Consider the following 13,645-nt stretch of genomic DNA (forward strand, 5'->3'; position numbering starts at 1 on the left):
AGTCTTCTCGGTCCTGATGTCCTTGGATGCGGAGGGGCCGCCGCGGGTACTTTCTGACCTGGTGCTATGCGACACTGAGCACATGGATGAGCATCTCTTCCTCGATCCGTTCGCAACGGAGCCGGCGCCGGCCGATCCACCGGCACCTGCCGAGCCATCCCACCCGGTCCCGCCCATATCTGAGCACACAACGCGGCACGTGGACATCCCGTTGGCCCGTGACCGGACGATCGAAGCCTTTACGGAGTACCCACATCTATGGTGGCCTCTGGAGCGTCGTGTCACTGGTCCAGAGGGGCACCTGGGGTTCGTCGGAGGGGAGCTGCTCGAAGAGGGCGCCGACGGTTCTGAGCACGTCTGGGCTTCGATCGTGTCCGTATCTCCCGGAGTGCTTCGCCTCAACTGGCGTGGCCGGGTCGTCTCAGAGCCGGTGGACAGGGCGCTGACCGTGCGGTTCGACTCCAACGACGGACAGGATCGCACGGCAGTGAGCATCGAGTCTGACGACGGCGAACTGGTTCAGAGTTGGTCTGGACTGCTGGAAGGCTTCGCGCGGTTCACCGGTGGGGCACCCATCTGAGTCGGGGATGGTCGATGTGGTCTCTACAGGCCATGCTCCTTGAACAGAGCCAGATCCCCGTCTTCGAACCGCTGTTCGAGCAGCCGGCCCTGTGTCCGCATGGCCTCCAGGTCCCGGCGGAGCACAGCTTCCCGGCTGTGTTCGATCGCGGTCGTCAGGGTGCCGAGCTGGTGCGTCCATTCAGCAGCGTGATGAGGCTTCTCTGAGTCCGGCAGCGTCAGGAACAGGTCCAACGTGGTCGGCAGATAGTCGTAGATGATGGATTCGACCACATGGCGATGGTCCGGGGCGGTGGCGACGGTGTCCCATCTCTGAGCCATCTCCTCCAACTGGGTCATCGCCTGGCGGAGCTCATCGTGCGCGTGTGGAGGAAGTCTCCGGTGCTCAGACTGGATCGTGGAGCTCAAGGCGCGTAGCCGTTCCTGGACGTCCTTCTGGCTTGCCCCCGTCACGGGGACGCCCGAGGCATAGGTCTCCAGGGCTGGACGTCGCGCCTGGTCCGGGGCGAGGAAGTACCCAGCGCCGTAGCCGAGCAGGCCAGCGATCACGGCGGCCGGCACCGACTGGCTGAGCAGCAGGACCAGCAGAAGGACGACGGTCAGTGCCCCCAGGCCCACCAGGTTGCCGGGTGAACCCAGGAAGCCTCCGGAACGCTGTCCCTCACCCGCGGAGCGGTCGGAGCCGCGTCGTTCTCGGTGGTCCACACTGCACCTCGCCTTCGCAGAGATCGGATAGACGGGCCGCACCCCGTCGTCGTGTCTGGTCCGCCCAGTCTAGAGTCCGGTGCCAGCCGGTGGCCGGGACAGTCGCCGTACCATGGGGACATGCCCGCCCCAGACTCCTTCCTGCATGCCCTCGTTGCCGTGTTCCCCGAGCATCAGCTGACACAGGACGAAGAGCGACTGGCCGAGTACTCCGTGGACAAAGGCCCCCTGGAAGGCCTCGTGGTGGCTCTGCCTGTGGCGGTGGTGCACGCGGAGAGCGTCGAGGACGTTCAGCAGCTGATGCGGCTGGCCAGCGAGCACAGGGTTCCCGTGGTGACCCGTGGCGCAGGAACCGGAGTGTCCGGAGGTGCCAACGCCCTGCCTGGTGGTGTGGTTCTCTCCACCACGCGGATGGACAGGATCCTTCAGCTGAACCCGGAGGACGGCACCGCGGTGGTGGAGCCCGGGGTGATCAATGCGGACTTGAACACGGCAGCAGCCGCCCATGGGCTGATGTATGCCCCCGACCCTGCCAGCTACCGCACTTCGACGATCGGCGGGAACATCGCCACGAACGCCGGCGGACTCCGGTGCGCCAAGTATGGGGTGACCCGCGACTCCGTCCTGGCCGTGGACGTGGTCCTGGCCGACGGGAGCCTGATCCGCACCGGACACCAGACCATCAAGGGCGTAGTGGGCTATGACCTGACGGGCCTGTTCACCGGTTCGGAGGGAACGCTGGGGGTGATCGTCGGCGCCACCGTCCGGCTGCGTCCGGCTCCCGTCCAGGTGCTCACCCTGGCGGCCTGGCTCCCGGACTTCCCGACGGCGGCCGCAGGCGTCCTGCAGATCGGTGCGGCACGCGTGACACCGGCCATCCTGGAGATCATGGACCGCGGCACCATGGCCGCGCTGGACGAGGCGCACGGCTCCACGCTCTCCTCCCGAGGGGAGGCGATGCTGCTGGTGCAGACCGATGGGTTCGGTGCGGCAGCGGAGATGGAGATCATCCGAGAGGTCCTCACCGGCCTCGGCGGGATTCTCTCGGCACCCGACGACGCCGAGGCTGAGACGCTGGTCGAACTGCGCCGGCATGCTCGAGGGGACGCGGTCGAGACCCAGATCCGCACTGGTGAGGACGTGGCGGTGCCCAAGTCACGGCTGGTGGACTACGTGGCTGAACTGGAGCGCATGGCCGTCAGCCACGGCGTCCAGCTCAAGGTCGTCGCCCATGCTGCTGACGGCAACCTGCATCCCACGTTCTGGATCGACACGGCCGAGTCGAGTGAGGCGATGCCCCGGCTGGAGGCGGCATTGGACGAATCGATCCGCGTCGCCCTGGACATGGGTGGCACGATCAGCGGTGAACATGGGATCGGCTCGTACAAGCTGCGGTGGATGCACTGGGAGCAGTCGGGACCGGTCGTGGAGATCCAGCGGCAGATCAAACAGCTCGTGGACCCGCAGGGGATCCTCAACCCGGGCCGGGCCATCCTGTAGGCGATGCGCTTGACGGTGGGCGACCTGCCTGCGGCCGTTTTGGTGAATCCGCTCGCCCGGGAGTATGCTGGACCACTGTGACTGGCGGGATTCCGGCCGGTCGCGAGGACCTCGGGGTGTGGCGCAGTTTGGTAGCGCGCGTCGTTCGGGACGACGAGGTCGCAGGTTCAAATCCTGTCACCCCGACCACGTGAAAGGCCCTGATCCGCATCGCGGACCAGGGCCTTTTCCGTTCCATCAGCGACCCGGGAGCCCGGTCCGGTTCAGCCGTGCCAGGAGTCTCAGCTGTGCCAGTCGCTCCCGGGCGAAGGTCGCTCGTGCGGAGGCGGTGGCGGCGCGGTCCAGCAGGCGCTTGGCGTGGGAGACGGCCTGACGGTCATGCTGGATGATCTCCTGCGCCAGCTCGACGGCGGTGGCCACGGGGTCATCGCTCACCCGGGTGGCCAGTCCGATCCGCTCGGCTTCGGTCCCGCTCACCATCCGGGCGGTCAGCGTCAACTCCTTGGCCACGTCCAGCGGCAGCAGCTCGGTCAGGGTGCGCATCCCGGACATGTCCGGCACCAGACCCCAATGGGTCTCCCGCACCGACCATGTGGCATCCGGGGCGGTCACCCGCAGATCTGCACCCAGGGCCAGCTGCAGTCCACCGCCCAGGCAGTGACCGTGCACGGCCGCGATGACCGGGACAGACAGTCTGCGCCAGACCCAGCAGGCCTCCTGGAACACGTTCGTCCCAGTCCACGGGCGAGGGAGGAAGCGAGTGGCCACACCGCCGGGCGTGCGCAGGGCGGACTTCAGGTCCATGCCTGCACAGAACGCGTCGCCGTGGCCGGAGAGCACCACGGCGCGGATGCCAGGGTCACGGCGGATCTGCCGGGCGACGTGGATCAGCGCGTCCAGCATCGGCAGCGTCAGCGCGTTGAGCTTCTCCGGACGGGAGAGCCGCACGTGGGCGATCGAACCCACGGTCTGGCAGGTCACCAGCGGCTGTGCTGAGGGGTGCAACGGGGCAGCGGGGGAGGGCGGGCGAGCGGCCGTGTCAGCAGGGGCGGCCGAAGGCAGGGAGCCGTCCGAGGCGGATGCGGAGGACGGGCTGGGCGAGACTAAGGACGACGTCATCCCCTGAGCATGGCAGATCTGCCACCGATGCTCACGCCGACCAGGAGGCGCAGCCCGTGTCAGGCGGCGTCCTCACCGCCGCTGGTGGACGTCCTCGGCCCAGCCGTAGACCTCGTTCTCCGCGGTCAGCGTCAGCGTTTCGCCGTGGGGCAGCTGTACCCGGCCCGACCACACCCCGAAGCACTGATGCGTCCTGCTGGAGATGATGCCGAGGTCCGTGACCGCCCGACGCAGGTGCTCCGGGGTGAACGTCAAGGCCACGCCCGCACCCCGCACCTGCCAGGGAGCCAGCCAGTCCTTGCGGTCATAGCTCCAGTCCAGCTCGGCGCTGACCTTGGACAGCTGCCCGCCCACCAGCACTGAGTTCTCGGTGCTGCCGGTGCCTGCCGTCCACTGTCCGCCGACCAGGATGCCGACGGTGCGGCCTGCCACGGTCCCGGTCCCGGCGCCCCAGTTCCAACGCACGTCACGGTGCCACCGGCCCCGGCCGTGGTCCCACGTGGCCCAGGAGCCTGCGGCAGGCAGCTCATGGGGCACACCGTCCACCCAGAGCGTTCCGGTGGCCGGACGGGCCAGATCCTTGACCGTGTACTGGTAGAACTGCTGACTCCAGGGCACCACCACGCCCAGGCTCTGGTGACCTGGTGGACGGTGGGCCGTCACCTCGAGGCGCACCCGCGGGCCGGAGGCACTCAGGTGCGTGGCGTCGTCGTGGTGGGTGAACTCCAGCTGGACCGTCCGGGTGCGGGACCGGGAGACGCCCTCGCCGAGGGTGCTCGTGAGACTGGCGGCGCCGGGCAGGCCGACGGTGTCGTGGCTGATCTGTTCGCCGGTGCGGCGGTCCAGCACGAAGATCCCGTGCGTGGAGGCATAGGAGATGTCCGAGACCACCAGCCCGACCGCATGCGTGGGTGTGGTGATCGCCCAGTACTCCCACCGCTTGATCCGGGTGCGTCCGTTCAGCCCCTGGGTGACCGAGTCTGTGCGGTGCAGGGGCGTGCGGGTCCAGCCCACAGCCTGCGGGCGCAGCAGCCCGGTGGGTCCGGCCAGATCGACGGGCTCGGTGATCTCACGTTCGCTCAGTGGCACGTCAGTCAGCCTGCCATGGCAGGTTCACGACGGCGCTCACCGGAGGGTCACCGACGCGAGAGGAACTGCAGATGGTCTGGGGTGGGCTTGACCACGTGTTCGGTGTAGCCCTCGTGCTTCTCGATCCAGGACTTCACATAGGGGCAGACGGGGACGATCGCCACGCCGTCCGCCACGGTGAGGTCCAGGGCCTCCCGGACCAGAGTGGAGGCCAGCCCGTGACCCCCGAACTCGTCCTTGACCTCGGTGTGCGGGAAGATCCGCTGCACGGCCCCGGCCTCAGTGGTGTAGTCGCGGTAGAGGGTGAATCCGGCGGGCTGGCCAGAGTCATCGGCGTGGATCTCGAAACGGCGCTCGGTCCGGCGCACCTGGGGCTCTTCGACGGTGGGGGCACTGTTCTCGGTCATGGTGACTCCTGAGGTCTGGGGTGTCTGAGGGAGGGGGAGGCGCAGACGGTGATCAGCCGCGCGGGCGCATGCGGGTGTTGGGCAGGGTGGGCGCCGGGATGGGCGCCGGCTGGTCCGGCGGGAAGTCGCCGAACTGCGGGAAGGAGCGGCCATCGGCGTACTCGGTGCCGACCAGTCCCTCCAGGCGTTCTCCGGTGACCGGGGCACCCGCTGAGGTGCCGTCGTCGGGAAGCGCGGAGCGCAGGGGAGTGGCGTCATCGGCAGGCTCGAAGCCCATCTCCTGCTGGTAGGCGGCCCGCCAGGTGGCGATCTCCTCATGGGAGCGGCCCACGAAGTTCCACCACATGATGATCTGCTCGCCCAGCGGCTCGCCGCCGATCAGCAGCACGATCACGTCCTCGGCGTCCGGATCCTCGCTGGGGTCCGCGGTGAGGGTCAGGGTCCGTGCGCCGGTGCCGACATAGCCCAGATGGGCCTGTCCGACCTCCACACCATCCAGATGGACAGGTCCGTTCACCGCGAGCACCCCGTGCTCGTGGTCGGCGGGGACATCGATCTGCACGGTGCTCCCGGGGCGAAGCCGGAACTCAGCCCCGGTCAGCGGCAGGTGGGTGTGCACCGGGGAGGTCTGGCCCAGCAGCGAGCCCAGGAACACCTTGGCCGTGTACCCCTCGCCGGTGATCGGGTCCGGGCGGTGGGCGTCCAAGGAGGGGGCGCTGAAGCGTGCATTGTTCGGGAAGGCGTACCAGAGCTGGGCCCCGTGCAGCACGGTGGTGTCCTGTGAGGAGTACTCCGAGTGGGTGATTCCGGTGCCGGCGTTCATCAGGTTCACCTCGCCGGGGCGGACAGTGGCCCAGTTCCCGGCGGAGTCGATGTGGTCGATCCGGCCCTCGAACAGCCAGGAGACGGTGGCCAGGCCGGTGTGAGGATGGCGCGGGACCGCCATGCCCCCGGTGGCCGAGACATCGTCCGGGCCGTAGAAGTCCAGGAAGCACCAGGCCCCGATCAGCGAACGGGCGCGCTGAGGCAGGCTGCGTTGAACAGTCATGGCGCGGGGTCCGCCCAGAGGGACGGCGCGCGGTTCGAGCACCTCCACGGTGTGCGCGGCGTCCTCGTCCGGGCTGGCGGCAGAGTGCTCCTGGACGCCCGAGCTCAGCCCGTCCGTGAACCGCGCCGGTCGGAGCTGCTCGCCCTCCGGCTCTGCAGTGGGTGCAGCACCGGGGCCGTTCTTGCAGACGGTCTCCTGCGGGTCCTTCTCGGTGTTGCTCATGAGGTGCTCCCTGACTGCTGCGCGGCAGGACGGACGGGGTGGTGGGAGAGGATGGAGATCCGGTTGGTCACGTTCATGGTGATGGCCAGCCACTGGACCGCAGAGTACTGCTCCGGGCTGAGCACCGCACTGGAGGAGAGCTGGGCGACCTGCAGCTCCTCCAGCTCGGGCAGCTGCGTCACGGCCTCGGCCAGCTCCAGGGCCGCCCGCTCCTGCTCGGAGTAGACCTGCTCGGCCTCACGCCAGACCGAGACCAGGCCGCGGCGCTGATCGTCCAGCCCGGCCTCGATCCCCTTCTGGGTGTGCACATGCAGGCAGTAGGCGCAGCCGTTGATCTGGGAGACACGCAGGTTCACCAGCTCCACCAGCTGGGCGTCCAGTCCAGCCGCCTCAGCCGAGCGCTTCGCGGCGGTGGCCAGCCCGCCGACGGCCTTCCAGGCCCCGGGGTCGGACTTGTCCAGGTAGAAGGACAACGGGTCGGTCACATCAGCGGTCTTCGAGGTGCTCATACAAATTTGAACCAATCTGTGGGTGGAGATATTCCGGAAGATGACCGGCCGTCGTCGGGAAGGGCCCGTCCGGTCAGAACCGGGAGGAGGAGCCGGAGCCGGAGAAGCTGCCCCCGGAGGATCCGTAGCCGGTGGAGGAGGAGGACGAGCTGGCTGCCGCGCGAGCGGTCTCCACCCGCTCCCGCCCGGAGGAGTAGCCCCGGGAGAACGCCACCATGGTCCAGAAGTGGCCCGGTTCGTACACGCTGTCCAGGATCGAGCCCGGGTGCGCGCGTGAGGAGGACCGGCGCGAGCGGTCGAAGGCGGTCTGCAGGGTCGAGCGCTCCTCCTCGGACGTGGCGAAGCCAGCGGTGGAGGCCGCCGCGTACTGCTCGAGCAGCCCGGTCAGACGGGTGCGCAGCCCGCTCAGCCGGTCCAACGCCTCATCCGGGGTGATCGACTCGGCCTCCAGCTGCGCGCCGAGCCGGTCCAGTTCGGTCTCGGCCTCCCTCCGGAAGGACTCCAGCGGCGCTCGGGCCTCGTCCGTGCTCCCCGTCGGGGCGGCGGCCTCACCGTCGGCGATCCGCTGCAGGTCATCCCGCAGGGGCGCGGTCTGGGCGTCCCACCCCGCCTGCCATCCGGTCTGACGGTTCAGGAAGGTGCTGGCATGCGCCACCACGTCATCGAGCCGGTCCAGGGCCTGAGCCTCGTCCGCGAAACGACGAGCCGTCTCTCGTGGCTCCTTCCGGTGCAGAGTCTGCGGATCCACAGTGGAGAGAGTGTCAGCCTGACGGGCCAGCTCCACATAGCGGTCATGGAAGGTGCGGTAGCGCTCCAGCACCAGGGCGCCGTAGCGGGAGCCCTCCGGGACCGTGCGGGCGTTGAGCTCGGTGGCCTCCAGGTCCATGGTCACCGAGGAGAACGCATCCCGTCCGCGCTGCAGATCGGCCTGGCCCCGGCGGCGCTTCTCCCGGCGGTTCGCCACCACACTCATGGCGGTGCCGCCTCCCACGACCGCCGCGAGACCCAGCCCTCCATACAGCAGCGGGTGGCGGTACCAGGGGCGCTTGATCAGCGCAGCGCCCTCCTCCACGCCCTTCACGGCGGCGTCGGTCCACTGGGCGTCTCGCAGCAGGTCCTTGGTGGCGTCCTGGATCTGGCCCTGCTGCTCGGTGGACACCTTCCGGTCCTCCCCGAAGTAGGTGCCCACATGCCGCCCATCCGGATCCAGGGCGAAGATGTACAGCCCGTCCGCCCACTTCTGTCCATCCGGGCTGATCCACTCCGGACGGTGCTCCCGGGCGTAGGCCAGCACCCGGGCGTTGAAGTTGGAGGTCCCGGTGCCCCGCTCGGTGAACACCACCACGTGCGTGGGCTCGTAGAAGTCGATCTGCTGGACCTGCTCGCGCAGCTGGGGCTCGTAGATGACGCCCGCCGTGTCCTCCAGGGTGATCTCGGTGGGCGGGACGGCATGCGCCGGCGCGGCAGTGGCCGCCAGGGAGGCCAGGGTGCCTCCCAGCAGGGTCAGCACCAGGGCGAACAGCCCGACGGCGGCCCTCCAGCGGGCGATGTCCGTTCCCGTCCGCTGGGGCAGGGTCGGCGCGGGGGCGGTGACGGTCACGTCCGGGATCTCCTGGGTGTCGGTGAGGTGGGGCTTGATGCCACGCTACCGATCCTGGGGGGTCCCGTCAGCACTCGGTCCGGCGGCGGAGCGTTCAGCGAGGTCTGCGAGCTCACCGGCGGTCCAAGAACGGTTGAAGACCGGGCCTCCGGGCTCCAGGACGACCCCGGCGCGCAGGGAGGGCAGCACCACGGGGTCGAAGCCGAGCGCATCGATCAGGTGCGCCACACGGGAGGCCGCGGGGCCGTCGTCGGAGGCGATGCCCAGCGCACGCCGCTGGTGGGGCACCGTGTGGCTGGAAGTCGGGGGTGCGGAGTCAGCTGCACCCCCGAGTTGCAGCCCCATGTTCGCGGGGTCACCGGAGACGGGCTGGAGCCGGGGCTGGACGCGTTGCCCGCCGCCGTCCAGATCCCAGTGGCTGAGGTGGTTCAGGGTCTTGACCACGGTGCTGCCCGGGAAGCGGGCGGCGATCGCCTCGCTGCTGCTGAGTCCGGCCTGCAGGGAGTCTTCGAACCAGTCCGGCAACGGCTCGTCCTCCCAGCGGTTGGTGGCGTCCACCAGGAGGACCCCGTCCAGCCACCCCGGATCCACGCCGTCCAGGTCCTCCTGCGGAACCATCAGCACCACGATGCTGAGGCCGTCGGGTCGGCCGGGTCCGCTGCCGCCGGTCTGCTGGCCGATCTGCTCAGCGGCAACGGCCGTGGCCCGGGGCGCGTACTGGGCCAGATGGAACCGCATGGAGGTGGGGGAGCGGGTGGAGGCGATCCACGCCGGGATGCCGGCCCGCTGCAGCGCCCGGGCCAGTGCGGTCCCGGCCCGCCCGGCGCCCAGGATCCCGACGCCGGGCTGCGGGCCTGCGCTCGCGCTCACGGAGTGCTCGTGCCGGGTGCCGGCGTGACCAGGATGCCGTCCTCGTCCGCCCACAGGGTGGCGCCCGGGGTGAACGCCACGCCGCCGAACTCCACCGGGACGTCCACCTCACCGGCACCGTCCTTGGCGGACTTCCGCGGGTTCGAGCCCAGGGCCTTCACCCCCAGGTCCAGGGTGCGCACCACGGCGCGGTCCCGGATCACCCCGTGGATCACCACACCGGCCCACCCGTTCTCCACGGCCGCCGCCGCGATCAGGTCACCCATCAGTGCCGACTCCAGGGAGCCCCCGCCGTCCACCACCAGCACTGCCCCGTCACCGGGGGAGTTCAGGATCTGCTTGACCAGGCCGTTGTCCCGGTGACAGCGCACCGTGCGCACCGGTCCGGTGAAGCGCGCACGTGCGCCCAAGTCCTGGAACTGCAGGGAGCAGGACTGCAGGGAGGCGTCGGCGTCGAACAGGTCGCAGGTGGTGAACTCAGCGGTCACGGGGACTCCTTGACGTGGTGGGGCAGGGCCAGGCTCCGGTGGCCGGGACTCAGACGATCTCATTGCGCTGCAGCCCCAGGCCTTCGATCTCGGTCTCCAGGACGTCTCCGGGCACCAGCCAGGGCCGGCGTCCTTCAGCGTTCTTGCGGGCCAGAGCCACCCCGGCGGGCGTGCCGGTGAGGATCAGGTCCCCGGGCAGCAGGGTGACCATGGAGGAGAGGTAGGAGACCAGCTTCTCCGGACCGAACACCAGATCGTCCGTGGAGTCCTCCTGCATGACCTCGCCGTTGACCCGCGTGATGATCCTGGCCCCGCGCACGAACTCGTCCGGGGTGACCAGCCAGGGTCCCACCGGGGTGGAGTCCTCCCAGGCCTTGCCCTGGGTCCACTCGGTGGTCCGGCCCTGCCAGCCGCGCATGGAGACGTCATTGGACACGGCGTAGCCGGCGAAGTGCGCGGCGGCCCGGTCCTCCGGGATGCGCCGTCCGGGCTCTCCGATCACCACGCACAGCTCGCCCTCCCAGTCCAGACGGTGGTCCTCCTGCGGCACCTCCACAGGGTCCTGGGCCCCGGTCAGGGACTGGGCGAACTTGGTGAACACGGTGGGGTGCTCCGGCAGCTCCAGCCCGGTCTCCAGGATGTGGTTGCGGTAGTTCAGGCCGATGCAGAAGACCTTGGTGGGATACGGGATCAGCGTGGCCGGCACCAGATCGGCGGCGTCCAGCACGCGAGCGGGGGCCTCCTCGGCGGCCTCGAGCGCCTGGCGGATCAGCTCGTCCCGATCGGCCGGCGGGGTGGCCAGCACCTCGCCCACATCCGAGAACCCCTCCAGGGGAACCACCTGGGTGGCGCGCTGGCCCTCCACGGCGGTCACCACGGCGGCGAAGGTGGCCCCGGGATCCTGCGGATCGGCACCGGGCTGACGGTAAGTGGCGAGCTTCATGGCACCATCCCACCACATCAGCCACGTCCCGACGACGGCCACGCACCTGCAGAGTTCACCCTCCCGTCACATGGGCGGCCCCAGAGAGGTCTAGGCTCGGGCCGATCCGCGACGCCCGCGGACCCCTGCATCCCCCCGGAGGACCCCATGCGCACACCTCGAGCCACCCGTGTCTCCCGACTGGCCTCGGCCGCCGTGCTGACCGGCGCCCTGACCCTTCCGTTCACCCTGCCGGCCACCGCGGCAGGCGAGCCGCATGCGCCGGCACCGGCCGCCGTCGGGAAGAATGCCGTCAGGCCCGGTGCAGCCGGGACCGCCGGGAAGGGAGCCTCGATGAGCGAGCAGGCACGGCAGAAGCACACGGTGCGGGTGGCCACCTACAACGCCTCGCTGAACCGCGGGTCCGAGGGGCAGCTGGTGCAGGACCTGTCCATGCCGGACCATGAGCAGGCCCAGAGCATCGCCGAGGTCATCCAGATCAACGACCCGGACATCCTGCTGATCAACGAGTTCGACTACGTGGAGGGCGGACGGGCCGCCGAGCTGTTCCGGGACAACTACCTGGCGGTGGGACAGAACGGGCAGGACCCGGTGGACTACCCGTATCACTACGTGGCCCCGGTGAACACCGGAGTGCCCTCCGGCATGGACCTGAATCAGGACGGGACCGTGGGCGGCGGGGACGACGCCTGGGGCTTCGGACTGTTCCCGGGTCAGTACGGGATGGTGGTGTACTCCAAGTTCCCGATCCTGAAGGAGGACGTGCGCACCTTCCAGCAGTTCCGGTGGAAGGACATGCCGCAGAACCAGATGCCCACGGACTACTACACCCCGGAGCAGCAGGAACGGCTGCGGCTCTCCTCCAAGTCACACTGGGACGTCCCGGTCCAGGTGGGCGGGACCACCGTGCACGTGCTGGCCGCCCACCCCACCCCGCCCAGCTTCGATGGCCCCGAGGACCGGAACGGGCGCCGCAACAACGACGAGATCCGGTTCTGGGCCGACTACGTCACCGGCGGCCAGGAGGCCTCCTACATCTATGACGACGACGGCCGGCACGGTGGTCTGGACCGCGGGGAGCGCTTCGTGATCCTGGGCGACTACAACTCCGATCCGCTGGACGGGGACTCCTACCCGGGGGCGATCGACCAGCTGCTGCAGCACACCCGGGTGCGGGACCCGCAGCAGTCCTCGGCCGGTGGCGCCGAGGCGGCCGTGCGCCAGGGTGGGGCGAACCTGACCCACCGCACCGACCCGCGCTATGACACCGCCGACTTCAACGACGTGCCCTCGCCCGGGAACCTGCGCGTGGACTACGCCCTGCCCTCCCGGAACCTGCCCCTGCGGGACGGCGGCGTGTTCTGGCCGGAGCCGGGCCAGCCCGGGGCCGACCTGACGGGAGAGTACCCGTTCCCCACCTCGGACCACCGCCTGGTGTGGGTGGAGGTGAAGGTCCCCGGCGCGCGCTGAGCCGACAGCGTTCGAGGGGTGGGTTCTGCCATCCTGGGGGCATGACGACGCAGGGAACCGCATCGATGAACAACGCACTGGAACCGTCCGCCGTGGCGCTGGGCACTGCCGGCTGGGGTGGCGGTTGGGGCGTGGAGCCGCTGGACGAGGGCGCCTGGGCGGAGGCCGAACGCGTGGCGGGGGATGCGCTGGCCGCCGCACTGGAGGCGGGGATCACCACGGTGGACACCGCGGACATCTACGCGCACGGACGTTCGGAGCAGACGCTCGGGCGGCTGCTGGCCGCCGACCCCGGGCTGCGCGAACGCATCCGGCTGCAGACCAAGTGCGGGATCATGATCGGCGGCTCCCCGCTGTACGGCGTGGACGGTGCGGCGGCCGTGGAGTCCACCCGGTACCACGGCGGCGCCGATCACGTGCGGCGTGCGGTGACCGACTCTCTGGAGCGGCTGCACACCGACCACGTGGACACCCTGATCATCCACCGCCCGGACCCCCTGACCCGTCCCGAGGAGACCGTGGAGGCCTACCTGGAGCTGGCCTCAACCGGCTCCGTGGGATCGCTGGGGCTGTCCAACATGGGCGTGGCCTGGGTGCGCCGCTTCGACGACGCCCTGCGTGCGGCCACCGGCGGGGAGGAGGGGATCGCCTGCCTGCAGATCGAACTGGGCCTGCATCACCGCGGGCTCGTGGAGTCCGCCGTGCTGGTCAACCACCCGGACAGCGCCGACCGGGCGGTGGTCGGCGAGGCCGGAGGTCTGGCCGAGCTGTGCGCCGAGAGAGGCATCGCCCTGCAGGCCTGGGGGTCGCTGGGCCAGGGGCGGTACACGCGCGGCGCCGAGCAGGCCGCCGACCAGGACCGTGAGGCGGCTGCGGTGGTCGCTGAGATCGCGGGGCGGCTCGAGGTCTCCGGAGAGGCCGTGGTGCTGGCCTGGCTGCTGAAGCTGCCGTGGCGGATCCAGCCGGTGGTCGGGACGGTGAACCCGGACCGGCTGCGCGCGGCAGCCCAGGCGCCGGTGGCCGCCGACCGGATGGACTCCCTGGATTGGTACCGACTCTGGACGGCGGCACGCGGCGCGCCCCTGCCCTGACCTGA

The 13,645-nt window shown here is 69.9% G+C and carries 14 protein-coding genes and 1 tRNA gene; 5 read left to right on the forward strand and 10 right to left on the reverse strand.

Going from position 1 to position 13,645, the window contains the following annotated elements:
- Positions 1-580: hypothetical protein (locus ACEXHE_RS10865; RefSeq protein WP_374785815.1), on the forward strand; the 580-nt coding region annotated here is incomplete at its 5' end.
- Between the two features lie 23 nt (positions 581-603).
- Here the strand turns inward: ACEXHE_RS10865 and ACEXHE_RS10870 are convergent.
- Positions 604-1,284, reverse strand: coding sequence for a hypothetical protein (locus ACEXHE_RS10870; protein ID WP_277246443.1), 681 nt, complete (start codon positions 1,282-1,284; stop codon positions 604-606).
- 120 nt (positions 1,285-1,404) lie between these two features.
- Here ACEXHE_RS10870 and ACEXHE_RS10875 point away from each other — a divergent pair, with 120 nt between their 5' ends.
- Positions 1,405-2,784: an FAD-binding oxidoreductase gene (locus ACEXHE_RS10875; RefSeq protein ID WP_374785816.1), complete on the forward strand. Its 1,380-nt coding sequence runs from the start codon at positions 1,405-1,407 to the stop codon at positions 2,782-2,784.
- A gap of 112 nt (positions 2,785-2,896) precedes the next feature.
- A tRNA-Pro gene (locus ACEXHE_RS10880) sits at positions 2,897-2,973 on the forward strand.
- Positions 2,974-3,021: 48 nt separating this feature from the next.
- Here the strand turns inward: ACEXHE_RS10880 and ACEXHE_RS10885 are convergent.
- The 9 genes from ACEXHE_RS10885 to ACEXHE_RS10925 form a co-directional block, all read right to left on the reverse strand.
- Positions 3,022-3,903, reverse strand: a complete 882-nt coding sequence (locus tag ACEXHE_RS10885; protein WP_374785817.1) for a crotonase/enoyl-CoA hydratase family protein — start codon at positions 3,901-3,903, stop codon at positions 3,022-3,024.
- 72 nt (positions 3,904-3,975) lie between these two features.
- Positions 3,976-4,992 (reverse strand): DUF2804 domain-containing protein, encoded by a 1,017-nt coding sequence (locus tag ACEXHE_RS10890; protein ID WP_374785818.1) that lies wholly within the window; start codon positions 4,990-4,992, stop codon positions 3,976-3,978.
- Between the two features lie 47 nt (positions 4,993-5,039).
- The gene (locus tag ACEXHE_RS10895; RefSeq protein WP_356968546.1) at positions 5,040-5,399 is read right to left on the reverse strand and encodes a GNAT family N-acetyltransferase; all 360 of its coding nucleotides are present in this window, start codon (positions 5,397-5,399) and stop codon (positions 5,040-5,042) included.
- A gap of 52 nt (positions 5,400-5,451) precedes the next feature.
- Positions 5,452-6,669 (reverse strand): pirin family protein, encoded by a 1,218-nt coding sequence (locus ACEXHE_RS10900; protein WP_374785819.1) that lies wholly within the window; start codon positions 6,667-6,669, stop codon positions 5,452-5,454.
- Positions 6,666-7,178, reverse strand: a complete 513-nt coding sequence (locus ACEXHE_RS10905) for a carboxymuconolactone decarboxylase family protein (RefSeq protein ID WP_277245163.1) — start codon at positions 7,176-7,178, stop codon at positions 6,666-6,668. The genes ACEXHE_RS10900 and ACEXHE_RS10905 overlap by 4 nt, the downstream gene beginning before the upstream one ends.
- Before the next feature lie 73 nt (positions 7,179-7,251).
- The gene (locus ACEXHE_RS10910; protein WP_374785820.1) at positions 7,252-8,778 is read right to left on the reverse strand and encodes a DUF5129 domain-containing protein; all 1,527 of its coding nucleotides are present in this window, start codon (positions 8,776-8,778) and stop codon (positions 7,252-7,254) included.
- A 45-nt stretch (positions 8,779-8,823) separates the two neighbouring features.
- Entirely contained in the window at positions 8,824-9,648 is an 825-nt protein-coding gene (locus ACEXHE_RS10915; protein ID WP_374785821.1) for an NADPH-dependent F420 reductase, read from the reverse strand.
- Positions 9,645-10,136, reverse strand: a complete 492-nt coding sequence (rraA, locus tag ACEXHE_RS10920; protein WP_277245161.1) for a ribonuclease E activity regulator RraA — start codon at positions 10,134-10,136, stop codon at positions 9,645-9,647. Before rraA ends, ACEXHE_RS10915 begins: the two co-directional genes overlap by 4 nt.
- A 49-nt stretch (positions 10,137-10,185) precedes the next feature.
- The gene (locus tag ACEXHE_RS10925) at positions 10,186-11,079 is read right to left on the reverse strand and encodes a fumarylacetoacetate hydrolase family protein (protein WP_374785822.1); all 894 of its coding nucleotides are present in this window, start codon (positions 11,077-11,079) and stop codon (positions 10,186-10,188) included.
- Positions 11,080-11,226: 147 nt separating this feature from the next.
- Here ACEXHE_RS10925 and ACEXHE_RS10930 point away from each other — a divergent pair, with 147 nt between their 5' ends.
- Positions 11,227-12,549, forward strand: coding sequence for an endonuclease/exonuclease/phosphatase family protein (locus ACEXHE_RS10930; RefSeq protein WP_374785823.1), 1,323 nt, complete (start codon positions 11,227-11,229; stop codon positions 12,547-12,549).
- Positions 12,550-12,590: 41 nt separating this feature from the next.
- A complete protein-coding gene (locus tag ACEXHE_RS10935) occupies positions 12,591-13,640 on the forward strand; it encodes an aldo/keto reductase (protein WP_374785824.1) in 1,050 nt (349 codons plus the stop codon).
- Positions 13,641-13,645: the final 5 nt, after the last annotated feature.

It is taken from the genome of Micrococcus sp. IITD107 (genome assembly GCF_041927415.1).
In the GTDB taxonomy this organism is placed as follows: Bacteria; Actinomycetota; Actinomycetes; order Actinomycetales; family Micrococcaceae; genus Citricoccus; species Citricoccus terreus.

Excerpts from the sequence above, each read along its gene's own strand:
- ACEXHE_RS10875 (WP_374785816.1), top strand. The coding sequence starts at position 1,405 with ATGCCCGCCCCAGACTCCTTCCTGCATGCCCTCGTTGCCGTGTTCCCC.
- ACEXHE_RS10885 (WP_374785817.1), bottom strand. The coding sequence starts at position 3,903 with ATGACGTCGTCCTTAGTCTCGCCCAGCCCGTCCTCCGCATCCGCCTCG.
- ACEXHE_RS10935 (WP_374785824.1), top strand. The coding sequence starts at position 12,591 with ATGACGACGCAGGGAACCGCATCGATGAACAACGCACTGGAACCGTCC.
- ACEXHE_RS10925 (WP_374785822.1), bottom strand. The coding sequence starts at position 11,079 with ATGAAGCTCGCCACTTACCGTCAGCCCGGTGCCGATCCGCAGGATCCC.
- ACEXHE_RS10900 (WP_374785819.1), bottom strand. The coding sequence starts at position 6,669 with ATGAGCAACACCGAGAAGGACCCGCAGGAGACCGTCTGCAAGAACGGC.
- ACEXHE_RS10930 (WP_374785823.1), top strand. The coding sequence starts at position 11,227 with ATGCGCACACCTCGAGCCACCCGTGTCTCCCGACTGGCCTCGGCCGCC.
- ACEXHE_RS10895 (WP_356968546.1), bottom strand. The coding sequence starts at position 5,399 with ATGACCGAGAACAGTGCCCCCACCGTCGAAGAGCCCCAGGTGCGCCGG.
- ACEXHE_RS10905 (WP_277245163.1), bottom strand. The coding sequence starts at position 7,178 with ATGAGCACCTCGAAGACCGCTGATGTGACCGACCCGTTGTCCTTCTAC.